The organism is Phormidesmis sp. 146-12 (assembly GCF_052939495.1).
On sequence record NZ_JBJPHS010000049.1, the window covers coordinates 1 to 24,949 of the forward strand.

A 24,949-nucleotide genomic window follows, 5' to 3' on the forward strand; every position below is an offset into this window, starting at 1 on the left:
TATCCTGTGCTTGTATTGTCGTCAGGGCAATTCAAGTTTTCGGATAGGCACTTAGGGGGCTGCCTGGAGTGATTGCCACAGCGAGAGATTTCATCGAATTCACGTTAACTTGCTCAACGGGTCTCAAATAGGGAACGCGCCACCCGTCATTTTTGAAGTTGGAGCAGAAGGGCTGAATCTAATACGGCTGATCGAACCCGTTCTGCTTATTACAACTGCTTCAAATGGCTCCCCTTCACCGACTACTGGACGAGGGCCAGGGCGCGTTTGGTCAAAGCATCAGCGGTAATGCCATTCACAGCCATCAATTCCCCGGCACTGGCAGTCGTTTCGCCCCGCTTCCAAGCAAAGGTGTCACGATTGGCAGAACTCCGCAACATCAAAGGTTCTAGCATTCCACTTGCGCCTCCCGTCACCCCAATCAGCGCGTCTCCACCAAACATCGCCTCAAACTTAGCGTCATCCAAAAATTCGCCATCTGGTTGAGAACACAGATCCCACGCGACATCGTGAGAACGGTACAGCCGACGAGGATTGACGATCGAAACGACTCGCACCGACAGTCCTTGTGCCTCTAGCTGAGAAGCGGCTTCTAAAACAGGCAGCAGCGTCATATCGCCGATCGCCGCAAACACGACTTTTTTACCCGCATTTGGCGTTTCGTGAAGGACGATCGCGCCCTCTTTCAAAGCCTGACGCGCCTGCTCAAAGGTCGTGCGAATCGGCAACGGAGACTTACTCGCCGTAATCACAACGCCCTTATTTTGGGTAGACAGCGCCCACTCATAGCACACCTGAATACTATTAGCATCCGGTGGAAACAGCGGAAACACATTGCCATTTCGCATCATGCTGGCAAAATAGGCTTCGATTTCAGGACGTTGGTGAGTCCAACCATTACGACCTTGTTCGAGGGCCCCAGCCGTGAATAGCGTAATTGTCGAAGGAGTCGGACGGCGCAATTCGGCCATCGCCTGGGTCACCGTTTGCCAAATCGGAACGCCATTGATCGCAAACGATTCATACGAACACCAGAGCGATCGCCCCCCCATCAGTGCCAAACCGGCCGCCAATCCCGCACAGGCATCTTCACTCAATGGTTCATAAACCTGTCCTTTGGGAGCCTGGTTATACAGCGCATCTTCGACAGGGTGAATGATTCGTAAAGCCTGGTTGATGTTGGCGATTCCAGACGCTTCATTACCATCCGCATTCGTGACGACAAACGCACGATCGCGCTGTCCCACCGCTCCCACTAACAAGCCCATTGCTGTCGTCGAAACTTTGGAGTCTCCAGTTGCGAATTCTTCGAGCGGCAGTTGTCCCAAATCTGGCAACGGTAAGATCGATTCGGTGACGACCGTTTTGCTGGCTGGCCCGCCCCCCGATCGTTCGCAGTTGGTTCGCACAATATCCCAGGCGGCGGGTGAGAGGGCCCGAGCTTTGAGCGCCGAAATAATGTCGGCATTCTCTAACGTATGTTGAGCATACAGGTTATGGGATTTTGCGCCTCTAGCATGAACGCCCGCACCTTTGAGTTGTTTAATAATCAGAACGGTGAGCTTGCCGCCGAGAGCCGATTTTGCTGCGCGATCGGTGGCTACCAAAACTGCCTGGGTGAATTCCAATCGGCGATCGAACGAAAACGCCGTACTGTCTACATAGGCTCCGGGCTGATTGCGATCGTCATAGTCCTTTGCGTCAATTAGAACTACCTCTTCAAACCCATTGCCGCGCCAGTAAGTCAGCATTTCCTCGTTGGATTTGGTCGAAACCATACTGTGATGCTCTTGCGAAAAACCATTCCACACCAAAACGGGCAAGAAATTGGTCACCGTCGGATAAGCCGTGTGAAAATGCGCCATCGCGCTGACGATATACGGCTCGCCCAATCCCCCATCGCCCACCGTAAAGGGAAATAGCTTGTCACGATGCAACAGAGCCGCCGCCATCGCAAAGTGTTGACCCTGACCCAACGGGCCGGCCGGGGCCAAAATGCCTGGAATAAAGCCCGACAAATGTCCTAACAGCCCGTGCTTTTCTCGAAAGCGATCGCGCAACTGCTGTACGGTTTGAATGCCCATATCTTCAAGCGATCGATCCAAAAACATCGCACTGTAGAAACCGGGAGCATGGTGGCCCACTTCGGTCATGATATTTTTGTAGCCAAGCATGACCAGGGCTGCGTACGCCTCGACCTGACTTGCAAATCCGCCAGGGTGCCCCGATGCCTTGCTCGCCGTCACTTGCAAAATCAAATAGCGCAACGCATCCGCCGCTAACAACGTTTGATAAGCCGCAGTCGGATCAGTGGGGTCAGCGATCGCCCCTTTGCCGGATACGATCGCCGCAGCTTTACCGTGCGTTTCAAAACCAGGGAGCGCTTCACCAAAATACTGAATGCCTTCACAAAAGAAGGGAGCGGTTGACTGAGGGTTTGGGGTGACTGCGGTCATGCTTCAGATACCTGTGATGAGTGAGTTAACTCTTACTCATACTACATAGAGGGGTGTGCAAAAAAGAAATCGTGTCGCTGATGGAAGGGATTAGAAAAAGGGATGAGGGAGGAGGGAAGAGGGATGAAAGGTGTGATTGAGCGTTTGAGTTGGGTAGTTGAGAGTTTAGTCACCAGAACTTTGAGAATAGCGATTAGCATGGAGTAACGATCGCTTCCACCTTTTGGGGCTTGCTAAGAACTAACTTCACACTCCTAGCTCCTCCCTCCTCTCTCCCCTCTTCTCCCTCCCCTCTTCTCCCTCCCCCTATGCGTGACTTTCTCAAACACACTTTTGCGACCCTGCTTGGCATTCTGATCTTTATGGGTCTTAGCTTTGGCGGCCTGCTGCTTTTGGTCATTGCTACAGCGTCTAGAGACCCGGAGCCACGGGTTAAAGATAAGTCAGTTTTGGTGTTTGACTTGTCTCAGACGATTACGGACTCTAAGCCCAATTCCAGCACTCGCGAAGTTCTCAACGAAGCGCTGGCTGGAGATGAAAGTGAGAGTATTACGTTAAAAACGGTGCTGGATACGATCGACGAGGCGACTCGAGACAAACGCATTGTTGCCCTCTTTTTACACGGGGGAAGCGGGGCCAGCAGTTCTGGGTTTGCCACACTCAAAGAAGTGCGTGAGGCGCTGGAGCGATTTAAGGCGGCGGGTAAAAAAATCTATGCCTACGATGTGGATTGGGCAGAGCGAGAATATTATCTAGCCTCGGTGGCCAACACGCTGGCGGTGAACCCGATCGGGCAAATGGAGATCAACGGTCTTAGCTCAGAAAGCATGTTTTTTGCGGGAGCGTTGCAAAAATATGGGGTGGGCGTGCAAGTGACGCGGGTCGGCAAATATAAGTCGGCGGTCGAACCGTTTCTGTTAACCAAGCGCAGTCAGGCCAACCGAGAGCAAACCCAAAAACTGCTGGGCGATCTGTGGGGCGAATTTCTAACCACCACCAGTAAAGATCGCAAAATGACCGTGCAGCAAATGCAGGCGATCGCCGACAGTAAAGGCACGCTCACCGCCGACGAAGCGCTTAAATCCAAGCTGGCAGACAAGGTGGCTTATTCTGACGAAATGGTATCAGAACTCAAAAAAATTACGGGCGAAGACGACGAAAATAAATCTTTCCGACAAATCAGTTTGAGAACCTACGCCAGAGTTGCCGAAGAGGCCGTGCAAAAGCGAGGTGGCAAAAATCAGATTGCAATTATTTACGCTGAAGGGGATATCGTCAACGGTCAAGGCGGCAGCGGAGATGTGGGCGGCGATCGTCTGGCTCGACAATTGCGCCAACTGAGGCAAGACGACGATGTAAAAGCCGTGGTGCTGCGTGTTAACAGTCCGGGGGGCAGCGCGACCGCTTCAGAGATTATTCAGCGAGAAGTCATTTTGACCAAAAAGGTAAAACCGCTGGTTGTCTCAATGGGCAGCGTGGCGGCCTCTGGGGGCTACTGGATTGCGACTTACGGCGATCGCATCTTTGCGGAGGCGAATACGATCACAGGGTCGATCGGCGTGTTTGGGTTGCAGCCCAACATTCAGAAAATCGCGAATCAAAACGGACTGACGTGGGATGTTGTCAAAACTGGACGCTTTGCAGATAGTCAAACAATCACTCGTCCCAAAAGCCCAGAAGAATTGCAGTTGGTACAGCGATCGGTCAACAAAATTTATGACCAATTCCTGACAAAAGTTTCTGACTCGCGCAAGCTGCAAAAAAATAAAGTGGCAGAGATTGCTCAAGGTCGCGTCTGGTCAGGCATTCAGGCAAAGTCGCTAGGTCTGGTCGATGAACTGGGCGGACTCGACGATGCTATCAAGGACGCTGCAAAACGAGCCAAATTAGGCGACGACTGGCAGATCGAGGAATATCCCAAATCCAGCACGTTTGAGGAACGCATTTTGCAACGGCTGTTTGGGGCGAGTCTTGAGGCTAAGACTACTGCCAAAAGTCCGTTCTCTCAACAATTTAACCAGCTTCAGGGTGACTTGACTTCGCTCAACAAGATGAACGATCCGAGAGGCGTGTATGTACGCTTACCTTTTGACGTTCGCATTGATTAAGAAAACGTGAATTCGATGAAATCTTTCGCTGCGGTTGTGAATCTAGGCAGCCCCCTAAATCCCCCACGAGTGAGAGACTTTGAACCCAAAATCTTGTCTTAAAGTCCCCCATTTTTGGGGGGTTGGGGGGCAGAAGCGCTGAAGAACGAAGCAAAAAACTCATCCAATTCACGTTAAGAAAGATGGAAAAGCTTCTCTAAACTCAGGAAGGCAGACGTTGTTTTCTGTTTCTGAAAGACTAGAGTTTGGCGTGATTCAACACTAAAAATTCATAGAAGCGCGATCGTACTCGTCCGGGATTTGGGTAGAGTAGGGTGTACTTCTCTTTAGTGTTGTTGTCATCAGTCTATGGGTATAAAAAATCAGCGCTTTCTCCTGTTCGTCTTGCTCTGTAGTGCTACGGGCGTGATCGTCGGAGGAACAGCAAGTTGGGCAGAAAGCAATCAATGTATGCAAGCTAATGTCGTGACGAATCAGTGTTTGACCCAAAGCCCTACTGTTAAAACGATCGAAGGCATGGCAACGGGGTTAGTTGCTGGGGCTGGGGCTGCTGTCGGCGCAGCTTGGCAACACAAACGACAAGGGTAGATTCAAGTTTTCATTCAACGATTTAGGACGCGGGTAGGTCGATCGACTTCTCCGCGTCTTTGTTTTTGAGACAGACTTAACGTGAATTCGATGGTGTTTTTTCGCTTCGTGATTCAGCACTTTCGCCCCCCAACCCCCCAATCTGGGGGACTTCCGGCCGGGATTTTTTGCTCAAAGTCCCTCACTCGTGGGGGATTTAGGGGGCTGCCCGGAGCGATCACCGCAGCGAAGGATTTCATCGAATTCACGTTAACGTGAAAAAACTCGACCAAATTCACGCTAAAAACTGTAACGACGATCGCCCACCCAAATTGTCAGCGGCACCGCATTGCCTTGAGCATCAATCTTCACCTCAACAACGCCGGGATTTTTGTGCTGATTTTGCTGAATATTGTCGTTAACCTCATCGCGTCGGCTTTCTGGCATGTAGTAGGTTTCTAGCCCAAATTGAAGCGAGCCATACTGACTTCGCCCTTTGAGCGCGATCTGGTTGGGCTTAAGATTAGCAGGACGATCGCCACTCACAGCGACAGGTTTCCAGGGCTTGGGGCGGTTAGCGGAATTGTCAGCCGGGGCTTGCAAAGTCACATAAACGATCGTGTCTTCAGCTAAATAGTCTTGAGTCCTAGAATAGTTGCTGTTTTTGGGCAGAGACTTCCAGCCGGGGAGTGACTTGAGATTGTCGGTTCGCGAAATGTCGTAGTTAAGGGTGACCGAGTAGCCGCGCATCAAATCGTAGGGATCGACAGGAGCCGTTTGCAGAACAGCCGTTCTTCCGGTGAGGTGGGTGTAGACTGCCTGGGCTGGCACCGACGCGATTAAGACCGTTTGCAGCACCAATGGTAGCCAAAATCGCCATTGAGGAAGGGGGTGCGCTGTCTCGACGGTTGGGTTTGCAGGGGTTGGATTTGCAGGGGTTATATTTTCAGATGTGGGGTTCATAGTGATTCCTCTGGGAGAATTTGGGGAGAGGGGGCGATCGTTCTCACGTAGCGCTCAAACCAGAGTCCGGCGGCGATAATGCCCACTCCACAGAGAACAAACACCAGCGATTTGAGCAGCAAGCCTGTCTGATATTCAAGTAGACGGCTGTAAATTTGCAGGGCTAACAGAACGATGCCAAACCAGAAAAGGCGACGATCGCCCGTTCCCAGACTTTCGCGAATCGTGCCAATTCCCAACATTGCCAGCAGCACGTTTGAGACAAAGGTGGCGAGAATTTGAATCTGGCTGATTTCTGTGTCCCAGTAGATCAACAGCCCCAAGATTACTAAAAAGCTGCCCACAATCACCGTGTTCAAATTGACGCGAAGCCTGCCCGATCGCGTTCTGCCTGATCGCACCAGATAGACCCATTCCACCACCATCAGCACCGTCAAAATCAAAATGCTGGGCAGCGATCGCCATTCTGGAAGCTCAAAATTGGGTGAGGTCGAATGCGTCAGACTCCACGCACCCTTAAAGGACAGCCAATAGAGCAAACTACCCAAAAGCAAAACGGCAACCCCGCGCGCCAGCTTCTGAAACGGTCGGCTAATCCGGGAGGATGATCGCCGCAAAAGGTCATTCCACAAACTATCGTCATAGCCCCAGAGCAAAGCGGCAGGCAAAATGGCCACCATCGCCAATCCCAGCCCAGACTGCAAAGCATTGGTAGAAATCGCATTGGACAGAGAAGACCCGACTGCGATCGCCGTAAAGAGAAACAGGACGCGCGATCGACACCAGTACGCTAACGGCAGATACATTAACCCAGCGACTAAGGGCATTTGATAGATGATTAGATTCAAGACCGAAAATTCATCTGTCCGACTCGCCTGCCACCAGCCCCACCAGTAGCCAATCCCAATCAGCATGATCGCCAACCCGCCTAGCGAAGTCAGCCGCAGACTATAGGCCATCAGCAAAACGCCAATTCCCCAGGTGAGAAAAAGTTCGTGAGGTGACCCGCCGATGTGAAACATTTGAGCCATCAGGGCCATGTTTGCGCCCAAAACGAGCGATCCCAGCAGCAAAAAGCCTTCACCAAGCCGACTTTGCCATTGGTCACGCGAACCTTTCCAGAGCCAAAATCCCGCAAAATTGATGCTGACAAACAGTGACAACAACATCGCAACTCTGGCCCCGCGCGGGATATCTTGCCAATTTGCGGCGACAAAGGTGATCACGCCCAGACCAATTAAAATGCAGCCCAAGCCGATAAGGATGCGAGTAAAGCGATTTTTGTCCTGGAGGTCGAGGCGATCGAGCTGATAGCGATCGGACAATTGCTGAAGTTGTGTCGGATTGATCAAGCCGTCAGTTTGCCAGGTTTGCACTTCTTGACGAAGCTGACGGCGAAAATTCTCGGAGGGCATGAGATACGCTCCTGTGGGTAAATGTGGCGTACTCCCAAATTCTCACAAGTCAATGGGCGAAACTACTGATTTATGCCACCTATTTAATTGGCGATCGAACCTTCGTAATTGCGGCAATCGCCAGAGGTTTTTCTACGATCGACTGGATGGCAATTCGATCGTTTGCTTGATCAAACTATTTGACAGATCGATCCTGGATTCGTCGGCGCTCCATTGGACGATCGTCGCATCTTTAAGCTGACAAACCCGTTCGCTGGTATAGATTCCCTTAATTTCTTTGCTAAAAATGGCTTGATTGAGATAGACGTAAGTGTGGCAGCCGCCATCTAATGGAAAACACCAGCTTTCAACCGTGACAGAGTGCCGACCGCTGGGCGAAGTAGAAACCGTCAAGCAGGGTTCTCGAAACTGTAAAACGAATAAAAGCCACAGGGTCAAGAATGCCAGTAGAGGAATTGACAGCGCTGAAGGAATGAGCACGATCGCCCTCAAAGCGCGAGACTTAGACGAAGTGACGGTTTGCAAGACGGCCCACAGCGAAGCTGCCAACGTCAGCAACAAGAGGATCAGCCCACTATAGCGACCTCTTAATTCGTAGCCAGGAAACCAATAGTACAGAGTCAGCAGAGTCCAGAAGAGAAAATTGAGGGCGATCGACAAACTCAAGCTCAGTGAAAGTCTTCGTCGGGACATAATTCACGTCTTTTCTTCGCAGATTGATTGTTAACCGTCCCGGATGACTCGTTCAAGTCTGCGAATTAGCGCTGAGATGATCGTTGCAAAAACGCTGCATGTTCGGCTGACTTTACGGCGGAGTCCAATTCACTGAGGCTTTAACCATGCTGAAAAAGAATCAGAAGTTTTGAATATTTTAGCTCTTACGATCGCTCCCCTTTTGCCCCGCTCGACTCACTCCGCTCTCTTTGGCACGCTGCGCTTCGGGTTGATTGATCTGCAATTGTTGGCGACCGTTGCGAATGATGCGCGTCATCTCTGCCATCTGAGCTTCCATATCGCGAAGTACTTTATCGGCGTATTGGTCAGCACCATTTTGAATGTCTTCACATTCTTCGATCGCCAGCCGCCGCAACTCGTCTAAATCTTGTTGAGCCTGACGACGCTTATGCTCAATTTCAGCAAGGGTTTGCTGTTGGATGACTTCACACTCTTCTTGCACCTGAACACGAATTTGTTGAGCCTCTAACTCTGCCTGACGAATGATCCCCGTCTCGTTTAGAATCTGAGCCGCTCGCCGCTCGGCCGCCTCGATCATGTCTTGGGCATACTGCTCTGCCTGAATGAGAATCTCGTCTTTTTGGCGAACAATCTCCTCAGCTTCGTGAAACGCTTCTGGCAGGCTCAACCGCACCAAATCAAGCTGATCGAGAAACTGATCTTCATCGACAAGGGTGCGCCGACTCCATAGCAAGCGAGGACTGTCGAGAATCATCTCCTCCAGCCGATTGAGTTCTTGCTGAATGTCGAGGTTGCCCACTCGTGCGCCCTCTGCGTAAGCGGCTCGACCTTGAGAAGCTCCGTTTGCAGAGTTATCGGGACTTATGCTGGATGATTCTTGGCGTAGCATTGGTAAATATCTAGAGCGACATGTTGGGGAACGAGATGGTCGATCGGGCCGCCAAATTTGGCAACTTCTTTGACCACGCTACTACTGAGAAAGCTGTACTCATTCGAGGTGGCCAGAAATATGGTCTCGATTTGGTCAAACAGGGTTTTGTTAGTATGCGCCATCTGCAACTCCATTTCAAAGTCTGAGACGGCGCGCAACCCTCGTAGGAGAGCAGTAGCGCCTCGCATCTGGGCATAGGTCACCGTTAGCCCTTCAAAACTATCTACTTCTACGTTATCAAGATGACGGGTGGCATGGCTAATCTGCTCCATCCGTTGTTGGACGGTAAATAAAGGCACTTTGTTGGGGTTTCGCAGGACTGCCACAATCACGCGATCGCACAGCCGAGTCCCCCGTGTGATGATGTCGAGGTGCCCAAGGGTGATGGGATCAAAGCTACCAGGATAAATGGCAATCACAGAAAAAATTTTGATGAATTAACAGAAATTGTAGAAGCAGAAGGGCGAACAGAATCGAATGATTTGAGGAAGGCTTTCTATTGAGCAAATGCACTCAGATCAGCATACCTGGATCTCACAAATCTGCAATCCGTTTTGATGTTTGGAAAGAATATTTGTGGTCAGAGAATCTGCTTGGGAGTGGGCCTGATCGTCTATGGGTTAACGTGAATTCGATGGAGTTTTTCCGCTCCGTTATTCAGCACTTCTGCCCCCCAACCCCCCAATTCTGGGGGACTTTTGGACAAGATCTCTCGTTCAAAGTCCCCCAATTTTGGGGGATTTAGGGGGCAGAAGCCGATCGAAACGAAGCGAGTCACTCTCATCGAACTGACGTTGGGTTAACTCAACGCAACCCCCTGCGGGTAACTTGAAGCGACCCCTTGCGGGTAACTCGAAGAGATCGCGATTTTCGCTTCGTTGTTCACGGCTTCTGCCCCCCAATCCCCCTTTTTGGGGGACTTTGAAACGTAGACTCTTCCCAAAAGCCTCTTATCTAAAGCCTGATTGTGAAAGGATGAGATTCTGCTTCACGATTCAATCGCTTCTGAGACGCTTGACCACTTCACCTGCCAAAAGTTGATGAGTTTCGGTCAGCAGATCGGGAATTTTGTCGGCGTGGGGACTGTTGGACAGGCATTCTTTTAAGGCTGAGGAATCGATCGCCTCTGCTCGTACGCCTGGAAACCAATGATTTGCCTGACCCAGCAGGTTGTAGCGCATTTTGGCGTAGTCGGTCATGTCGTAGGCGATCGCCAGATTTCGCAGCCACAGCACCACGGGAATATTTAAGCCGCCGGGGGTTTGTTCGTGAGTCGGGAGACCTATTCGCCAGGTGTTGAGCCAGTCTTCGCCCAGGCGTTCGATCGCAGCCTTTTCTAACCGTTCAATAATCGGGGGCAAAATTTCAGCGGCGCGATCCAACAAGTCCAACGTTTTCAGATGTTCGTCAAAATCTTGGGGACGGGCAGCCCCAACGCTCAGCGTGTGAACTTGTGGATGGCTCAGGCAAAATAAATTGTTGAAGACGATCGGACTCAATGGCGCACACAGATCCAATAATCGCGGTGACGGCTGATAGAGCAAGCCACCTTTGTTAGACGGACTGATGATAAACACGCCCATATCGTGCTGATTGGCGGCGGCGATCGCTTCCCAGTTTTGCTGGTTGATGTAATACCAGTGCAGATTGACGTAATCAAATTGATTGGTCTGAATGGTTTTCACAATCAGATCGGTTGATCCGTGAGTTGAGAAGCCAACAAACCGGACTTTGCCCTGTTCTTGAAGCTTTCGCGCCACTTCGAGGCAGCCACCCGGACGGATCGACTCGTCTAAATGACTCTCTAAATTGACTCCGTGGAATCCCAATAAATCGACGTAATCTAGCTTCAGATAGCGCAGCGATTGTTCAAAGGTTTTGAGAAACGCTTTGGGGTCGGCTGAGGGTTCGATCTTGGTTTGCACAATTAGCTTTTCGCGAGGCAACTTTGGCAAGATTTGGCCCAACTGCATTTCTGAAGTGCCGTAGCCGCGAGCCGTCTCAATGTGATTGATGCCCACATTGAGCGATCGCCGAATCGTATTCTCTAAGTTTTCTTGGCCATCAGCAGGAATCTCACGCTCGGAGACATCTTGCCACTTGTACTGATAGCGCATTCCCCCACAAGAGAAGACGGGGATTTGTAGATTGGTGCGTCCAAAGCGGCGATAGAGCATAGGAAAGGGATGAGGGATGAGGGATGAAGGGATTTGCGCTGTGAGTTTTTAATTCAGCATTGGGCAGGGAAAAAACTCTAGAGACTATCCTAACGAGTTCATGTGGGATTCTGGCGATTTAGGTTGCGGCGATCGAAGCCAAAAACTCAGAGTTGGCACTGACCTCTACAGATTTTGTTAAAAGGTTTACAGGCTTTGTTGAGGCGTTTACAGGTTTTGTTGAGACGTTTACAGGTTTTGTTGAGACATTTACAGCAAAGGCTTGAACATTTCTAAGTTTCGCCAAGACGTTTGCGGCAAATGCTTGGACGTTTACAGGTTTTGTTGCAGCCTTTATTGTGTTGGCGCGATCGCATCGACCCTTCAATCAAAACGATGCAAAACGAACTCCTTCAGGGATGACATCGCCGCCTTAAGATAGGGACATCCCCGTGAAACTTTTGCTCAAGCGACCTATGGATAGCGCGATCGCTCTACGCCGCATTTCTGTCCAGGACTATCACCGCATGGCAGAAGCTGGAATTTTTCGACCAGAGGAGCGGGTTGAGTTACTGGAGGGGCAACTGATCAAAATGGCAGCCAAAGGGACAGCACACAGTGCAGCCGTAAGTCGGGTTGAGGCATTGTTGAGAAGCTGTTTGAGAAATCGAGTGCTGCTGAGGCTGCAAGATCCGATCCGATTAAATGATTACTCCGAACCAGAACCCGATATTGCGATCGTCCTCCCTGATCCAGGCTATTACGAGAACCATCACCCCATTCCCTCAGAAGTTTTTTGGCTAATTGAGGTGTCAGACACGACGCTGAAATACGATCGCGAGGTAAAAGCCCCCAGTTATGCCCGATCAGGAATCGTAGAGTATTGGATCTTAGATGTGAATCAGCGAGTGCTTTACGTCTATCGATCGCCCAGTCAAAATGGCTATCAATCCGAGATCGCTTTGGCAGAAGAGAGCCAAATTGCACCCCTGGCATTTCCAGACTGTGTGATTTCGGTTGGGCAAATGCTGCGATCGGTGCAATAAATCGGTGAATCTACTCCAGCCTTTGAGGAAGACGACCCCTTGCAGGTAACTTGAAGAGATCGCTTCCAAGCTTGAGAGACCATAAAAACTCATCCCTCGCCCTGTTTTACATTTCACGAACGATCGGCTGTCCATCCTTAATCTCGCCAATCAGCACCACATCGGCAACATTGACAAACAAGCCGTTTTCGAGAACGCCGGGAATGTTGTTCAACGTTTTTTCGAGTTCGGCAGGGTTATCGATGCGATCGAACTTCACGTCTACCACCAGATTGCCTTGATCGGTGACAACCGGCCCGGCTTTTTTGATGCCCATCCGCAGTTCGGGTTTGCCACCGAGTTTAGCGATCGCTTTCATCACCGGAGTCACCGCCATCGGAATCACTTCCACAGGCAACAGAAAGGTTGAACCCAACTGATCCACCAGTTTGCCGCCATCTACTACGACAATAAACTGAGCCGCTAAACTATCGACAATCTTCTCCTGAGTGTGAGCCGCACCGCCCCCTTTGATCAAATTCTTCTGAGGGTCAACTTCATCCGCTCCATCGATCGCGATATCAATGCCATCAATCTCATCCAGCGACACCAGCGGAATTCCATATTGCCGTGCGAGAACGATCGCCTGAAACGAGGTCGGCACCCCTTTGATATCTTTGAGGTCACCCGACTTGAGGCGATCGCCCAACGCTTGAATGGCATAAGCAGTCGTTGACCCAGTGCCCAGCCCTACAATAGAACCAGACTGCACCCTGGCGGCGGCGGCGACTCCCACCTGCTGTTTCATAATTTTTGCGGGGTCAGTTTCTGCGCTCATAATCAAATCCTATTGGTTAGCAAATTCAGCAGCGGGCATTCCAAACGCTCCAAGCTGCAACAGTCAGTCTACTATTTACGAGGGTTCCGCCGATGAGTCGAGACGAAGATTTTTTACCCGAAGAATCCACCGCGCTATCACTGCCCGATCTGCTGCAAAAAGGCAATCAAGCGGCTCAGGAGGAACATTATTCAGACGCGCTGACTTACTACGACCAGGCATTAGATCAACATCCAGAGTGTGAAGAAGCCTGGTATCAGCGAGGAATGGCTTTAAGCGCGATCGCCCGACTTGATCCGGCTCTCGTCAGCTTTGATCGAGCGTTAGAACTCAATCCTCACTACCCCGAAGCCTGGATCGGTCGCGGCAAGATTCAGACACAGAAGTCGAAGTACAAAGCCGCGATCGCCAGTTTTGATCAAGCGTTAATCCTTCAGCCAGACAGCGCCCAGGCCTGGTTAGAGAAAGGCAAGCTTGCCGCCCTGATGCATCGTTATAAAGAAGCGCTGATCTATTACAACAAAGCCGTTAACTGTGAAGACCTCAAAGAAGCCTGGAGCGATCGGGCAAACATTCTCTGGTTTCTCAATCGCCGAGAAGACGCTTTAGACAGCTACAAACAACTCACCCGCCTCAATCCCCAGGATGCAGCCGCCTGGAGTCAACAGGGCAACGCACTCTACTGGCTCAATCATTACGAAGAAGCAGCAGAATGCTACGACCAATCTCTCGCACTCAAATTGGATGCGGATGTCTGGGGAAGTCGAGGGGCCGCCTTAAAAAAAGTGGCGCTCTTTGACGAAGCGATCGCCAGCTACGACCAAGCTCTCAAACTCCGACCCGACGACTCAACCCTCTGGCACAAAAGAGGCCTGACCCTGAGAAGCATGGAGCGATATGAAGGCGCGATCGCCAACTTTGACAAAGCACTTTCTCTCAAACCAGACCTCTACGCCGCCACCCGCAGCAAGCTGTTCACGCTTTTCAAAACTCGACAGTTGAGGAAATACCTTTTTAGCAAAAACCCGATCGATCAAGAAAAAGCCTCCCGTGATCTGCAAAACGTTCTCTCAACCGCGATCAAAACAAAAGTGCCAGGAGCGATCGTCATTGCTCTCACCACATTTTTTAGCCTAGGTGGGTTCTACAGTCTTTTCCTAAATGGAATTTTCTTAAATGGAGTGACGACTCGACTCACTGCGATCAGCGTGGCTCTGATCTTCTTACTCATCTCTTATATGGGGGAGTGGATCGAAGAAGGGCGCAATTGACACTCCCCATGCCTAAAGGCGAGGGGATTCTTGGCTCAACGAAACCACTTAACCTAGATTCCTTGCAGTCTCTAGCCCAGAGGTGGGATTCTCCCCAAGCGTTAATTCGGGTATGCCCTACCCTATTCGCAGGAGTGCGAGTCCTGTTTAATTCTGAAGCAAATTCGCTTCAAAAGGCTGGTCGTCTAGCTCCTCTAAATCTTTTACCGACTGCGAGGAGGGAACTAGAACAATGCAGTAGAACCGCATAGATTTAATTGTCAAGGTGCAGCGTGTCTTTCGACAACCAGGTTTTTTAAGTGGTTGATTACCTTGCCACTAGAATGAGTGTACCACCTGAGTACACAGCATGACTGAAAAACAACTTCACGTTAGAGTCTCCGAGGAGGAAATGAAAAAGCTTGAGCGCTATGCTAAAAAGTCAAAGCGAACCAAGACAGACGTTGTACGTGAATTTCTGCGTTCTTTGCCGTGAGAGATTGGCGCTACCGCGCTGTCGCTATTCATCCCCATGCCCAAAGGCGAGGGGCTTTCCGCTCAATTTCGGTAAGCTTAACTATTTGTAAAGAAAAATTAAGAACCTTGCAGTAACGTTGAGAAATTGCCCAAAACCTGATGGGGCCTTTACGCTAAGAACAGACGAGACCTCTTGTTTGAGGTTGGTTTTCGCATTGCAGCAGACCAATCTTGCTTTCTAAACAAACTTCAAGAAGTCAACCTCTAGGTCAAACCTTTGAGACAGGCGTTGAGAGGAAAATTCATGAATATCGAAAAATACCGCGTTACATGTACCCTTTCGTTTGGCGATATTTACGGTCAAATTATTGTTTGGCTGATCGTGCTGTTTATTAGTTTGGCGGCAGCAATGGCTCTGATGGGTGCGAGTCGTCCTGTGTATGCGTTGGCTACGGTTGGATTGGTGCTGGTGTTGTCTCTGCCATTTTTGCTGTTTGCCTTTGTGACAACGCTGCTCAACCATATTGAATTTACGGCCGTTGATCCTGCCCCTCAACCTCAAACTTCAGCAGCGTCTCCGACGGGTCAGCGAACGGCGCAAGCAGCAGGCTAATTTCGGTCAACCTTTAAGAGTAATTTTTGAAGCGTGAACGATCGACCGCTTTTAGGCGCTGAGAGTTGTCGATCGTGGCCTGTCGATCCAGTCATTCAGGGACTATATTGTATCCTGTTGAGTTTGAGGCAATCTTGTGGCTGAAGAAAAGCGGAAAAATCGGTGGCTGCTAAATGTGGTGCTAATCATCGCCACGGTGGGCTTGTTAGGAGTGTCCATTATTCCTCTCATTGCCTCGACGTTTAATAGTCCGACCCAACAGGCAAAGGCGGTTCCCAGTCCAGCCCAGTCGATCGAGGCCAAAAAGGCAGACGTTGAGGCGCAAGCCAGAGGGTACGAAGAAGTTCTTAAGCGTGAACCTGACAATCAAACAGCGCTGCGAGGATTGCTAGAAGCCAAACTGCGATTGAATGATGTCAAGGGCGCGATCGATCCGTTAGAAAGACTGTCTAAAGCAAACCCAACTCAGACGGAATATGGCGTTCTGTTGGCTCAGGCAAGACAGCAGACGGGTGACCTCGAAGGATCTGCTCAGGCTTACCGCAATATTCTCAATACCAAACCTGGCGATTTGAATGCCCTGCAAGGGTTAGCCGGATTGTTGATTGAGCAAAAACGACCAGAAGCGGCGATCGGGCTTCTACAAGACACGCTAAAGAATGCGCCTCAAGCGAATAAAGCTCAAACGGGCAGCGTGGATACGACGGCGATTCAAGTTTTGTTGGGTAAGGTTTTTGCATCTCAGAAGCGATTTGATGAAGCTCTCAATGTCTTTGACGAAGCCATCAAAACCAACAAGCAAGATTTTCAGCCCGTGTTTTACAAAGCTTTGGTGCTAAAAGAACAGGGCAAAAAAGACGAGGCGAAACCTTTGTTTGAGACGGCTGCTTCGTTGGCTCCTGCTCAATATAAGGATCAGATTCAACAGGCTGCGAGTGATGCGCCTCCTAAAGTGACGATGCCTGGTGCGACCAGTCCGGCTCCGGTGGCTCCTCAATCTGAAGCGTCTCCGCAAGTTCAGGGCAGTCCTGCTGTTGAGGCTCCGGCTCCCAAGAGCGAAGAGGAAAAGAGCGAGAAGAACTAGCGTGTGGGGGATGGTTGCCTGACGAGCTACGCTGCTTCCATTCCCTGACTGAATCGATCGTTCCCTTTTATCCTTTAGCTGCATTTGTGGTCTGACATTGGGTGCAAAGACCAAAAAACTCCAGCATGTGATAGTAGATTTTGAACTGGTAAGAGTCGTGCAGTTGAGATTCTAAAGCGTGGACGGGGCACTGGTCGATCGCCACTGAGCTACCACACTGAACGCAGGTGAGATGGTGTTTGTCTTCTTGCACCAGACTATAAAGCGCTTCTCCATTAGCCAACGTTCGCACTTGCACCATACCTTCTAGCTTGAGTGACTCCAGGGCACGATATACCGTTGCCAGCCCCATGCTCAGGTCTCGATTCCGCAGTTCGACATAGAGATCTTGAGCAGAAATCGCTTTGTTTAAGGTCTTTAAGATGTCCAGGATTCGTTCTTGACTGCGGGTGCGTTGTGCTTTCATGGGTGCGTCCAAAATAAAATCGAAATTCTGCGCTTTCTGATTGAGAACCACAGCTTTGGGGTGGTGCAGTCTTAGAATGATAAAGCTGTTAGCATTCAAGACGGTCTTTGTAGCAATCAGGACATGGCTGTGACTCAGAAATATCAAGCTCAAATCTATGTTACTCTTCGCCCTTCGGTCTTAGATCCGGCGGGGACGGCGGTGCGATCGGGCTTAACTCACATGGGATACGACAATGTTGAGCAAATCAGAATTGGTAAGTACATTGAGCTAACGCTGAACGCAGAAAATGAAGTGGCCGCGCGTGAACAACTCGATCGCGTCTGTGATCAGCTTCTCGCCAACCCCGTTATTGAAAATTATCGGTTTGATCTCAAGCAATTGTCTACACCATTGAACATAGGTTCATAGATCAGGGATTTTGGAAGGGATGAGGGAGGAAGGATGAAATTTGGGGTTTTGGTTTTTCCGGGGTCGAATTGCGATCGCGATGTGGTTTGGGTGACGCAGGGGTTACTTGATCAGCCGACGCGCATGATTTGGCACGAGGAAAGTGATCTTTCGGATATTGATGTGGTGGTCGTTCCGGGGGGGTTTAGCTATGGCGATTATTTGCGCTGTGGGGCGATCGCTCGATTTTCTCCGGCGATGCAGTCCACGATTCAACATGCAGAACAGGGCAAACGGGTGCTGGGCATTTGTAATGGGTTTCAAGTGCTGACGGAGGCGGGTTTGTTGCCGGGGGCGCTGGTGAGAAATCGAGATTTGCATTTCGTCTGCGATCGCGTCCCGCTAAAAGTTGAGCGTACCGATTTACCCTGGACGCAGGCTTATCAAACTGGAGAAGTGATTACGTTGCCGATCGCGCATGGAGAAGGCAGCTATTACGCGGATGCGGACACGCTCAAGGCGCTCGAAGACAATCAGCAAGTTTTGTTTCGCTACTGCAATTCCTCTGGTGAATCTGATCCAGTTAGCAACCCCAACGGATCGCTGAACCACATTGCGGGCATTTGTAATCGATCGGGTAATGTGTTGGGAATGATGCCTCACCCGGAGCGATCGGCTGACCCAGCCCTGGGCGGTGTCGATGGAATGCGTTTGTTTAAGGGATTGCTGACGATCGCGGGTGTTGGTTAGAAGTTGAGCGATCGTCGGCTAAATTCTATTGTTAGACCTTCTCCCTCGCAGAGGTTGCTGGCCCTTGGTAAAGATTAAAACCCGTTGTTCTAGGTCTGCAAGAATTTATTGCTAAACTCTTCACACCAACAACGGAGAGCGCCGTTATGAACATCTTAATTCGGCTCCTTCAGGAAGATGAACTATCGACCGCTGAACATATCTTTCGACTTGCCTTTGGCACATTTGTTGGATTGCCTCAACCCACCGATTTTGGCGGTGACGCAGACTACATTAAATCCCGATGGAACGTTGATCCGACAGCGGCATTTGCTGCCGAGATTGATGGGAAACTAGCTGGCTCCAATATCGCTATTTCTTGGGGGAGCGTTGGTATTGTTGGGCCGCTTAGTGTTCATCCTGACTATTGGGATCAAGGCATTGCTCAACGTCTAATAGAACCTGTGATGGCTCAATTTGCTCAATGGGGAACGCGACAGGCTGGGCTGTTTACTTTTCCAAATAGCCCAAAGCACCATGCACTCTATCAGAAGTTTGGATTTTACCCACGCTTTCTGACCTTTATTATGGCGAAACCGATTCAGGCAGGTCAGCAAAACTTAGTTACAACGAACTACTCTAAACTCGACCCGCAGCAGCAATCTGATTGTCTCAAAGAGTGTTTTCAACTTACAGATGCAATTTATTCTGGGCTAGATCTATCGCGTGAGATTCTAGCCGTCCATGCTCAAAATTTAGGTGATACCGTTTTGCTGTGGGGTGAGACAGGTCTAGCAGGATTTGCAATTTGTCATTGTGGTGCAGGTAGCGAAGCGGGTAGTGATGTCTGCTCGATCAAGTTTGGGGCAGTGCGCCCAGGAATACGAGCAGGAGAACAGTTTGAACAGTTGCTCGATCGATGTGAAGGCTACGGAGCGGCTCAAAAAATGTTGCGCCTCGTGGCTGGAGTGAATACTAGTCATGATGCAGCCTATACCAGAATGGTTGCTCGACGTTTTCGCACTGAAATCATTGGTGTCGTGATGCACAAGCCAAATGAGGCTGGTTACAGTCGATCAGACGTTTTTGTATTAGACGATTGGCGCTAGCAGCTGTTTAATAATCCGATCGCAGCAGACTATAGAAGGATTCTAGTACTGTTGTCTAAATGATTGAGCGTTCCTGACAAGAGCGCTTTTTTGATGTAAGGAATTGTAACTTTTAGATTGCAAAAGATGTTTATAAATTAAGAAAGTTTGACTTAGGAATGCTTGAAACAACCTGAATTCATTCTCTAAGTTTTTATAAAGAAACAAGATTTTTGTTAATGAACTTTTGTAAAAGAACTAGTGCCGAAAAGTCTTGAAAACTCGTAAAAGTGCAAGCACGATCGCTCAAGAAAATTAACAAAACTACCCTAGAAAAATGAAGATAAATATCCGTAAGATGAATGCAGGTAAATTATTTGCCGATTCATTCGTTACGGCTATATTTTTTGTCGTTTCACGCAATTATCACCACTATGACCACAACATTAGAAAGACGCGACGGCGGCAATCTGTGGGATCGGTTTTGTGACTGGGTTACCAGCACCGATAACCGGATTTATGTCGGCTGGTTTGGGGTTCTCATGATCCCCACTTTGCTGTCTGCAACGATCTGCTTCATCATTGCATTCATCGCTGCGCCCCCCGTTGATATTGACGGCATTCGTGAGCCTGTAGCTGGCTCCCTGATGTTTGGCAACAACATTATTTCGGGTGCAGTCGTTCCTTCCTCCAACGCGATCGGCTTGCACTTTTACCCCATCTGGGAAGCCGCTTCTCTGGATGAATGGCTGTACAACGGTGGCCCTTACCAACTGGTTGTTCTCCACTTCCTGATTGGCATTTTTTGCTATATGGGTCGTCAATGGGAACTCAGCTACCGTCTGGGAATGCGTCCCTGGATTTGCGTTGCATATTCTGCTCCTTTGTCGGCTGCGCTGGCTGTTTTGTTGATCTACCCGATCGGTCAAGGCAGCTTCTCAGATGGAATGCCTCTGGGAATCTCTGGCACCTTTAACTTTATGATCGTGTTTCAAGCTGAACACAACATTTTGATGCACCCCTTCCACATGTTGGGTGTCGCGGGTGTGTTTGGTGGCAGCTTGTTTTCGGCAATGCACGGCTCACTCGTCACCTCTTCTCTGGTGCGGGAAACCACCGAAAACGAAACGCAGAACGCGGGCTACAAGTTCGGTCAAGAAGAAGAAACCTACAACATTGTGGCGGCTCACGGCTACTTTGGTCGGTTGATCTTCCAATATGCGTCGTTTAACAACTCGCGATCGCTGCACTTCTTCTTGGGTGCGTGGCCCGTCGTTGGGATCTGGTTTACCGCTTTAGGTGTCAGCACGATGGCATTTAACCTGAACGGCTTTAACTTTAACCAGTCGGTTCTCGATTCTCAGGGTCGAGTCATTAATACTTGGGCTGACATGATCAATCGTGCCAACTTGGGGATGGAAGTGATGCACGAGCGCAATGCTCACAACTTCCCGCTGGATCTGGCTTGTGAAGAGGCAACTCCAATTGCTCTACAAGCTCCTGCAATCAACGGCTAATCTAGTCGGTTAAATCTCTATCAAAGTCCTCGATCGTTCATCGTTTCGGGGACTTTTGCTATTTGAACCGAACAATATCTTGTCTCAAAGTCTCCCAGAATTGGGGGATTTAGGGGGCAGAAGCCGACTAAAACGAAGCAAAAAACTCGAAATCGAGTTACCCCCAAGGGGTCGAATTCACGCAAACTTAGTAGGCTATTCTTCTCCGATCACAGCACTGCGATCGAGCAGCAGCAAATTCCGTAGTTGGTCGGTGTCGAGGTCTGTGAGCCAGCTTTCACCAGCGCCAATTACCTGTTCTGCAAGCGCTTTTTTGCTTTCGATCATCTCGTGAATGCGCTCTTCTAAGGTGCCAGTGCAAACAAATTTGTGAACCTGAACGTTGCGAGTTTGTCCGATGCGAAAGACACGATCGGTTGCCTGGTTTTCGACAGCCGGATTCCACCAGCGATCGAAGTGAAAGACGTGATTGGCGCGAGTTAGATTTAACCCGACACCTCCCGCTTTGAGCGACAGAATGAAAATGCGCGGCCCTTGAGGATCTTGTTGGAAGCGATCGATCATTTCTTCTCGCTGCTTTTTGGAACTGCCGCCATACAGAAAGAGCGTTTCTCGCCCCAGTTGCTTTTCGAGATGGGCTTTGAGAAGTTTTCCCCATTCTGCAAACTGCGTGAAAATTAAGGCCCGATCGCCCTCCGCCACCGCTTCTTCGAGCATTTCTTCTAAGCGTTGCAGTTTACCCGATCGAGATTGAAAGATTGAACTGTCAGGGTCAGGAATGGGCTGATCGGTTTCTTCTGTTTTAAGCAGTCCTGGATGGTTGCAGATTTGCTTAAGTTTGGTGAGCAGTGCCAGAATAATTCCCTTACGCTGGATGCCTTCAGCGGCTTCGATGTCTTTGAGAGAACGATCGACCACGCCTTGATAGAGTGCCGCCTGCTCGGCCGACAGTCCACAAAAGACGGTCATCTCTTGTTTGTCGGGCAGGTCTTGAATGATGTCACGATCGGTCTTCAGTCGCCGCAAAATAAAAGGTTGAGCCAGCGATCGCAACGTTTGTAGAGAAGTCGTGTCGCCGTATCGCTCGATCGGAATGGCAAATCGCCGCTGAAAAAAGTTTTTAGGCCCTAGATAGCCCGGATTCAAAAAGTCCAGAATTGACCACAGTTCAGATAGCCGATTTTCGACGGGCGTTCCGGTTAGGGCGATGCGAAACTGAGTTTCTAACTGCCGAACGGCTTGCGATTGTTTTGACTCGACATTCTTGATATTTTGCGCTTCGTCTAAGACCACGCCCTGCCAAGGAACGGTCGTCAACGCTTTGAGATCTCGCTGCACCAGAGTATAGCTTGTGATCACCAGATTGTATTTCTTCGCTTCTTTGGTGAAAGTTGCTCCCTGGGGACGTTTCTCGCCATGATGAACGATCGCTTTGAGCGTGGGGGCAAACTTTTTCACCTCTCGCTCCCAGTTTCCCAGCACCGAAGTCGGACACACTAATAAAATTGGCTGCTCCAAATTGCCCTGCTGCTGAAGATGCAACAAAAAGGCGATGAATTGAATCGTTTTGCCCAAACCCATATCGTCGGCGAGACAGGCTCCCAAGCCCCACCGTTCCAGAAAGGTCAGCCACGCTACGCCGCGCGATTGATAGGGACGCAGTTCGCCTTGAAAATCCTTTGGGGTCTCTATTTCTTCGACGGGCTGGTTTCCGGTCAGAGTCGTCACCAATTCTTGCAGGGCACCGGACGCTTCAAAACTGACCACGGGCAGCTTCTCGATCGTCTGCGTATCTCCACTACTAATCCGCAGCGCATCTTCAAGCGAAAGCGTCGTTTGATCTTTTCGAGCCGCAAAAAATGATTGGGCTGATCGAATGTCCTGCGATCGCAACTCCACCCATTCCCCATTGATTTCAACTAAGGGAGTGTTCATCGCGACCAGGCGATCGAATTCTGCTTTCGATAAACTGTGTCCGCCGATAGATAGTTCCCATTCAAAATTTAGTAGGCTTTGCAATCCCAATCGTACTTTTTTTCTGGTCGGCGTAGAGGCTCGAATTTTGAGTCCCAGCTTATTCGCCCAGCCGCCCCGATTTGCCAAACTCGCAGGCAAAATCACTCCCAATCCGCTGTCTTGCAATCTCCAAGCCATATTCATAATAAAGTCGTAGGCTTGAGTCGGATTCAGGCGACACACTTGCGGGCGGGCTTCTTCAAGACTTGGCTCGATCAGATTGTAGACACGAGAAGCCAATCCCAATCCCATCAATAACGTCTCTTGGGGATGGTCGATCGTGCGTCCCAAATAAGCAAAGCGATCAACGGGATTTTGCCAAATAATCGGAGCGCTGATCAGAAAATCAGGATCATCGATCGCTTGTAAACAATAGTTCAGCGTCCAATCTTTTTGATAGTTGTTGGCAGGCGGTTCAAGCTGAAAACAAGTGCGAAACTGGGCGGTTTGATAATTCCGTAACGGTGCTTTCCAGGCTGTCAGGGCGGATTCGAGGCGATCGAGTTCCCTGATCTCTAACCGTCTGGCAGGCTGACCCAGGGATTGTAACCATTCTTGCAGCGGAGAATCAATGGCGATTGCGTCACGAGACGGTTTCAATGGTTGCTGACTGGTCATCAGGCGGACTTGGGCATCCGTGACCTGATTCAAAAAGTCCAACAGCAGCGCTTGAGGTTCTGGGGGCAGTTCGATCGAGAAGGTTTCTGCCAAACTTTGCTGATAGGTGCGACAGACTGACGGCATCTGACGGCCAAAATGTCCCAATCGCGCCTGATCGGTGGAACTGTCAAGCAACGCTTCCCAAACGCCAAATTGCTCAGTCAGTCCGGGGAGAAACTTTGATCGTGCCAGCAAATCCCAACTCCAGCGGGCCACATGTGACCAATAGCGCAAATCGCCGCCCACAAACGATTCCTCGTCACTCAAGCCACTCAGCGGCAGCGAATTCAAAAACCTCAGCGCTTCCAGAGGATTCAAAGCCAGTCCTTCAAGTTTCCACGGCGCTAACAAAACAGACTCGCCCAGACCCGATGCGGCCGACAGTTGCGGAACTAATCCTTCTTCTGAATCGGGTGTCCCGGTTGGCAGTGCCAAAACTTGTGATTTCCAGCGGTCAGAGGGCGCGATCGTCGAAGCTGATTTTCGTCCTCGTTTGGTAGAACTGGCCACTTCTAACTCTTTTAAAAGCGGCAACCGGAGACTTTTGACTTGTTGAAGTGAAGTTAAAAACTCGACTAGCTCCGATCGACTCATGGCATAAGGATGGGCTGGAATTAGCGCCTGCTCTGGCTTTCCTTCTTCTAATCTGCGCCAGGTTTCGCCCCATATCAGCAAACAGCCCTCGCTCAAAGGACGTTCATGCTCGTCTTGAACCGCTTGCGACTGGAAGATCCAACTACCATGTAAAACTGCCATTCGAGTTAAAAATCCCTGAAATTGTTTTAGTCAGACACGCTTGACAAAGAATGCAGCAGGACGTCGGGGAAAGTCAGAATTTTAGGTAAATGTCCAGGGTCTCTAGCGTAGCGGGTCTCGTTTGTCACTCACCAAATTTTAGCGATCAACCTGATTTAGCTAACATAATGATGGTATTGCGATCGTCTGAACTGATGGTACAACTTCCGCTTGATAAAACTTTAAGAAACGGTGAAACAGTTCGATTAGACCAAATGCAAGCGGCTGAAGGAGAGAAGGTGCGATCGCTTTTTAATGCGGTGATCGTCGAGGGAGAAACCTATCCTCAGAAACATCCCCTTTCTAAAACTGAGTTTGCCGCTTATTGGCTCGTTGGAGATGCTTTTGTCGTTCGCAACAGTTCGCCTTCCTCCCCGACTAATCAAACCAAAATTTTAGCGGCCTTCTTCATCAAACCCAACTTTCCTGGACGCTGTAGCCATATTTGTAACGCTGGCTTTATTGTACAACCTGAAATGCGAGGTCTGGGGATCGGTCGCCTCATGGGAGAAGCTTTGCTGGAGTTAGCGCCTACACTTGGTTACAGCGCAATCATGTTTAATCTCGTCTTTGCCACTAACACAGCCTCAATTCAGCTTTGGAAGTCACTCAACTTTGAGATCATTGGTCACATTCCCAACGCTGTACAACTAGAGGATCAGACGGTTGATGCCCTGATTTTCTATCGATCGCTGGTTTGACCCACAAA

Annotated in this window: 22 protein-coding genes; 12 read left to right on the plus strand and 10 right to left on the minus strand. The window is 49.9% G+C overall.

What is annotated here, in order from left to right; translation table 11 throughout:
- Positions 1–242 precede the first annotated feature (242 nt).
- On the minus strand, positions 243–2,456 hold the full coding sequence (locus tag ACKFKF_RS19700) for a phosphoketolase family protein (protein ID WP_446869268.1): 2,214 nt from the start codon (positions 2,454–2,456) through the stop codon (positions 243–245).
- Between the two features lie 308 nt (positions 2,457–2,764).
- On the opposite strand from ACKFKF_RS19700, the gene sppA reads away from it, so the two are divergent.
- Together sppA and ACKFKF_RS19710 are read left to right on the plus strand one after the other, a co-directional pair.
- Positions 2,765–4,564, plus strand: a complete 1,800-nt coding sequence (sppA, locus tag ACKFKF_RS19705; RefSeq protein WP_446869269.1) for a signal peptide peptidase SppA — start codon at positions 2,765–2,767, stop codon at positions 4,562–4,564.
- 348 nt (positions 4,565–4,912) lie between these two features.
- Positions 4,913–5,152: a hypothetical protein gene (locus tag ACKFKF_RS19710; protein WP_446869270.1), complete on the plus strand. Its 240-nt coding sequence runs from the start codon at positions 4,913–4,915 to the stop codon at positions 5,150–5,152.
- Positions 5,153–5,431: 279 nt separating this feature from the next.
- Here the strand turns inward: ACKFKF_RS19710 and ACKFKF_RS19715 are convergent, their stop codons facing one another.
- The 6 genes from ACKFKF_RS19715 to ACKFKF_RS19740 all read right to left on the minus strand — a co-directional run bounded on the left by ACKFKF_RS19715 (position 5,432) and on the right by ACKFKF_RS19740 (position 11,313).
- A complete protein-coding gene (locus tag ACKFKF_RS19715; protein ID WP_446869271.1) occupies positions 5,432–6,094 on the minus strand; it encodes a GDYXXLXY domain-containing protein in 663 nt (220 codons plus the stop codon).
- Positions 6,091–7,509, minus strand: coding sequence for a DUF2157 domain-containing protein (locus ACKFKF_RS19720; protein ID WP_446869272.1), 1,419 nt, complete (start codon positions 7,507–7,509; stop codon positions 6,091–6,093). Before ACKFKF_RS19720 ends, ACKFKF_RS19715 begins: the two co-directional genes overlap by 4 nt.
- A gap of 132 nt (positions 7,510–7,641) precedes the next feature.
- Complete coding sequence (locus tag ACKFKF_RS19725; protein ID WP_446869273.1) at positions 7,642–8,202, minus strand: hypothetical protein; 561 nt, start codon at positions 8,200–8,202, stop codon at positions 7,642–7,644.
- A 178-nt stretch (positions 8,203–8,380) separates the two neighbouring features.
- A complete protein-coding gene (locus tag ACKFKF_RS19730) occupies positions 8,381–9,094 on the minus strand; it encodes a hypothetical protein (protein WP_446869274.1) in 714 nt (237 codons plus the stop codon).
- Positions 9,067–9,555 (minus strand): pantetheine-phosphate adenylyltransferase, encoded by a 489-nt coding sequence (gene coaD, locus ACKFKF_RS19735; protein ID WP_446856479.1) that lies wholly within the window; start codon positions 9,553–9,555, stop codon positions 9,067–9,069. Before coaD ends, ACKFKF_RS19730 begins: the two co-directional genes overlap by 28 nt.
- A 576-nt stretch (positions 9,556–10,131) precedes the next feature.
- Positions 10,132–11,313 (minus strand): aldo/keto reductase, encoded by a 1,182-nt coding sequence (locus ACKFKF_RS19740; RefSeq protein WP_446869275.1) that lies wholly within the window; start codon positions 11,311–11,313, stop codon positions 10,132–10,134.
- 431 nt (positions 11,314–11,744) lie between these two features.
- Here ACKFKF_RS19740 and ACKFKF_RS19745 point away from each other — a divergent pair, with 431 nt between their 5' ends.
- Positions 11,745–12,338, plus strand: coding sequence for a Uma2 family endonuclease (locus ACKFKF_RS19745; RefSeq protein ID WP_446869276.1), 594 nt, complete (start codon positions 11,745–11,747; stop codon positions 12,336–12,338).
- 106 nt (positions 12,339–12,444) lie between these two features.
- On the opposite strand, the gene rpiA is transcribed toward ACKFKF_RS19745, so the two are convergent.
- Complete coding sequence (gene rpiA, locus ACKFKF_RS19750) at positions 12,445–13,155, minus strand: ribose-5-phosphate isomerase RpiA (RefSeq protein WP_446856482.1); 711 nt, start codon at positions 13,153–13,155, stop codon at positions 12,445–12,447.
- Between the two features lie 92 nt (positions 13,156–13,247).
- Here rpiA and ACKFKF_RS19755 point away from each other — a divergent pair, with 92 nt between their 5' ends.
- The 4 genes from ACKFKF_RS19755 to ACKFKF_RS19770 all read left to right on the plus strand — a co-directional run bounded on the left by ACKFKF_RS19755 (position 13,248) and on the right by ACKFKF_RS19770 (position 16,579).
- A complete protein-coding gene (locus tag ACKFKF_RS19755) occupies positions 13,248–14,426 on the plus strand; it encodes a tetratricopeptide repeat protein (RefSeq protein ID WP_446869277.1) in 1,179 nt (392 codons plus the stop codon).
- Positions 14,427–14,775: 349 nt separating this feature from the next.
- The gene (locus tag ACKFKF_RS19760) at positions 14,776–14,901 is read left to right on the plus strand and encodes a ribbon-helix-helix protein, CopG family (protein ID WP_446869278.1); all 126 of its coding nucleotides are present in this window, start codon (positions 14,776–14,778) and stop codon (positions 14,899–14,901) included.
- A gap of 285 nt (positions 14,902–15,186) precedes the next feature.
- Complete coding sequence (locus tag ACKFKF_RS19765; protein WP_446869279.1) at positions 15,187–15,495, plus strand: hypothetical protein; 309 nt, start codon at positions 15,187–15,189, stop codon at positions 15,493–15,495.
- A gap of 136 nt (positions 15,496–15,631) precedes the next feature.
- Positions 15,632–16,579 (plus strand): tetratricopeptide repeat protein, encoded by a 948-nt coding sequence (locus ACKFKF_RS19770; RefSeq protein WP_446869281.1) that lies wholly within the window; start codon positions 15,632–15,634, stop codon positions 16,577–16,579.
- A 67-nt stretch (positions 16,580–16,646) separates the two neighbouring features.
- Here ACKFKF_RS19770 and ACKFKF_RS19775 read toward each other — a convergent pair whose 3' ends face one another.
- Entirely contained in the window at positions 16,647–17,045 is a 399-nt protein-coding gene (locus ACKFKF_RS19775) for a Fur family transcriptional regulator (protein ID WP_446869282.1), read from the minus strand.
- A 123-nt stretch (positions 17,046–17,168) separates the two neighbouring features.
- On the opposite strand from ACKFKF_RS19775, the gene purS reads away from it, so the two are divergent.
- From purS to psbA, 4 genes are all read left to right on the plus strand, one after another.
- On the plus strand, positions 17,169–17,456 hold the full coding sequence (purS, locus tag ACKFKF_RS19780; RefSeq protein ID WP_446856487.1) for a phosphoribosylformylglycinamidine synthase subunit PurS: 288 nt from the start codon (positions 17,169–17,171) through the stop codon (positions 17,454–17,456).
- A gap of 33 nt (positions 17,457–17,489) precedes the next feature.
- Entirely contained in the window at positions 17,490–18,185 is a 696-nt protein-coding gene (gene purQ, locus ACKFKF_RS19785) for a phosphoribosylformylglycinamidine synthase subunit PurQ (RefSeq protein WP_446869283.1), read from the plus strand.
- 146 nt (positions 18,186–18,331) lie between these two features.
- Positions 18,332–19,273 (plus strand): GNAT family N-acetyltransferase, encoded by a 942-nt coding sequence (locus ACKFKF_RS19790; protein WP_446869284.1) that lies wholly within the window; start codon positions 18,332–18,334, stop codon positions 19,271–19,273.
- Between the two features lie 413 nt (positions 19,274–19,686).
- On the plus strand, positions 19,687–20,769 hold the full coding sequence (gene psbA, locus ACKFKF_RS19795) for a photosystem II q(b) protein (RefSeq protein ID WP_446869285.1): 1,083 nt from the start codon (positions 19,687–19,689) through the stop codon (positions 20,767–20,769).
- A 195-nt stretch (positions 20,770–20,964) separates the two neighbouring features.
- Here psbA and ACKFKF_RS19800 read toward each other — a convergent pair whose 3' ends face one another.
- Positions 20,965–24,201, minus strand: coding sequence for a DEAD/DEAH box helicase (locus tag ACKFKF_RS19800; protein ID WP_446869286.1), 3,237 nt, complete (start codon positions 24,199–24,201; stop codon positions 20,965–20,967).
- A 167-nt stretch (positions 24,202–24,368) separates the two neighbouring features.
- Here ACKFKF_RS19800 and ACKFKF_RS19805 point away from each other — a divergent pair, with 167 nt between their 5' ends.
- Positions 24,369–24,941: an N-acetyltransferase family protein gene (locus ACKFKF_RS19805; protein ID WP_446869287.1), complete on the plus strand. Its 573-nt coding sequence runs from the start codon at positions 24,369–24,371 to the stop codon at positions 24,939–24,941.
- The last annotated feature ends 8 nt before the right edge of the window (positions 24,942–24,949 follow it).

Coding starts and splice junctions, on each gene's coding strand:
- ACKFKF_RS19700 (WP_446869268.1), bottom strand. CDS start 2,456: ATGACCGCAGTCACCCCAAACCCTCAGTCAACCGCTCCCTTCTTTTGT.
- sppA (WP_446869269.1), top strand. CDS start 2,765: ATGCGTGACTTTCTCAAACACACTTTTGCGACCCTGCTTGGCATTCTG.
- ACKFKF_RS19710 (WP_446869270.1), top strand. CDS start 4,913: ATGGGTATAAAAAATCAGCGCTTTCTCCTGTTCGTCTTGCTCTGTAGT.
- ACKFKF_RS19715 (WP_446869271.1), bottom strand. CDS start 6,094: ATGAACCCCACATCTGAAAATATAACCCCTGCAAATCCAACCCCTGCA.
- ACKFKF_RS19720 (WP_446869272.1), bottom strand. CDS start 7,509: ATGCCCTCCGAGAATTTTCGCCGTCAGCTTCGTCAAGAAGTGCAAACC.
- ACKFKF_RS19725 (WP_446869273.1), bottom strand. CDS start 8,202: ATGTCCCGACGAAGACTTTCACTGAGCTTGAGTTTGTCGATCGCCCTC.
- ACKFKF_RS19730 (WP_446869274.1), bottom strand. CDS start 9,094: ATGCTACGCCAAGAATCATCCAGCATAAGTCCCGATAACTCTGCAAAC.
- ACKFKF_RS19740 (WP_446869275.1), bottom strand. CDS start 11,313: ATGCTCTATCGCCGCTTTGGACGCACCAATCTACAAATCCCCGTCTTC.
- rpiA (WP_446856482.1), bottom strand. CDS start 13,155: ATGAGCGCAGAAACTGACCCCGCAAAAATTATGAAACAGCAGGTGGGA.
- ACKFKF_RS19755 (WP_446869277.1), top strand. CDS start 13,248: ATGAGTCGAGACGAAGATTTTTTACCCGAAGAATCCACCGCGCTATCA.
- ACKFKF_RS19760 (WP_446869278.1), top strand. CDS start 14,776: ATGACTGAAAAACAACTTCACGTTAGAGTCTCCGAGGAGGAAATGAAA.
- ACKFKF_RS19765 (WP_446869279.1), top strand. CDS start 15,187: ATGAATATCGAAAAATACCGCGTTACATGTACCCTTTCGTTTGGCGAT.
- ACKFKF_RS19775 (WP_446869282.1), bottom strand. CDS start 17,045: ATGAAAGCACAACGCACCCGCAGTCAAGAACGAATCCTGGACATCTTA.
- purS (WP_446856487.1), top strand. CDS start 17,169: ATGGCTGTGACTCAGAAATATCAAGCTCAAATCTATGTTACTCTTCGC.
- purQ (WP_446869283.1), top strand. CDS start 17,490: ATGAAATTTGGGGTTTTGGTTTTTCCGGGGTCGAATTGCGATCGCGAT.
- ACKFKF_RS19790 (WP_446869284.1), top strand. CDS start 18,332: ATGAACATCTTAATTCGGCTCCTTCAGGAAGATGAACTATCGACCGCT.
- psbA (WP_446869285.1), top strand. CDS start 19,687: ATGACCACAACATTAGAAAGACGCGACGGCGGCAATCTGTGGGATCGG.
- ACKFKF_RS19800 (WP_446869286.1), bottom strand. CDS start 24,201: ATGGCAGTTTTACATGGTAGTTGGATCTTCCAGTCGCAAGCGGTTCAA.
- ACKFKF_RS19805 (WP_446869287.1), top strand. CDS start 24,369: ATGATGGTATTGCGATCGTCTGAACTGATGGTACAACTTCCGCTTGAT.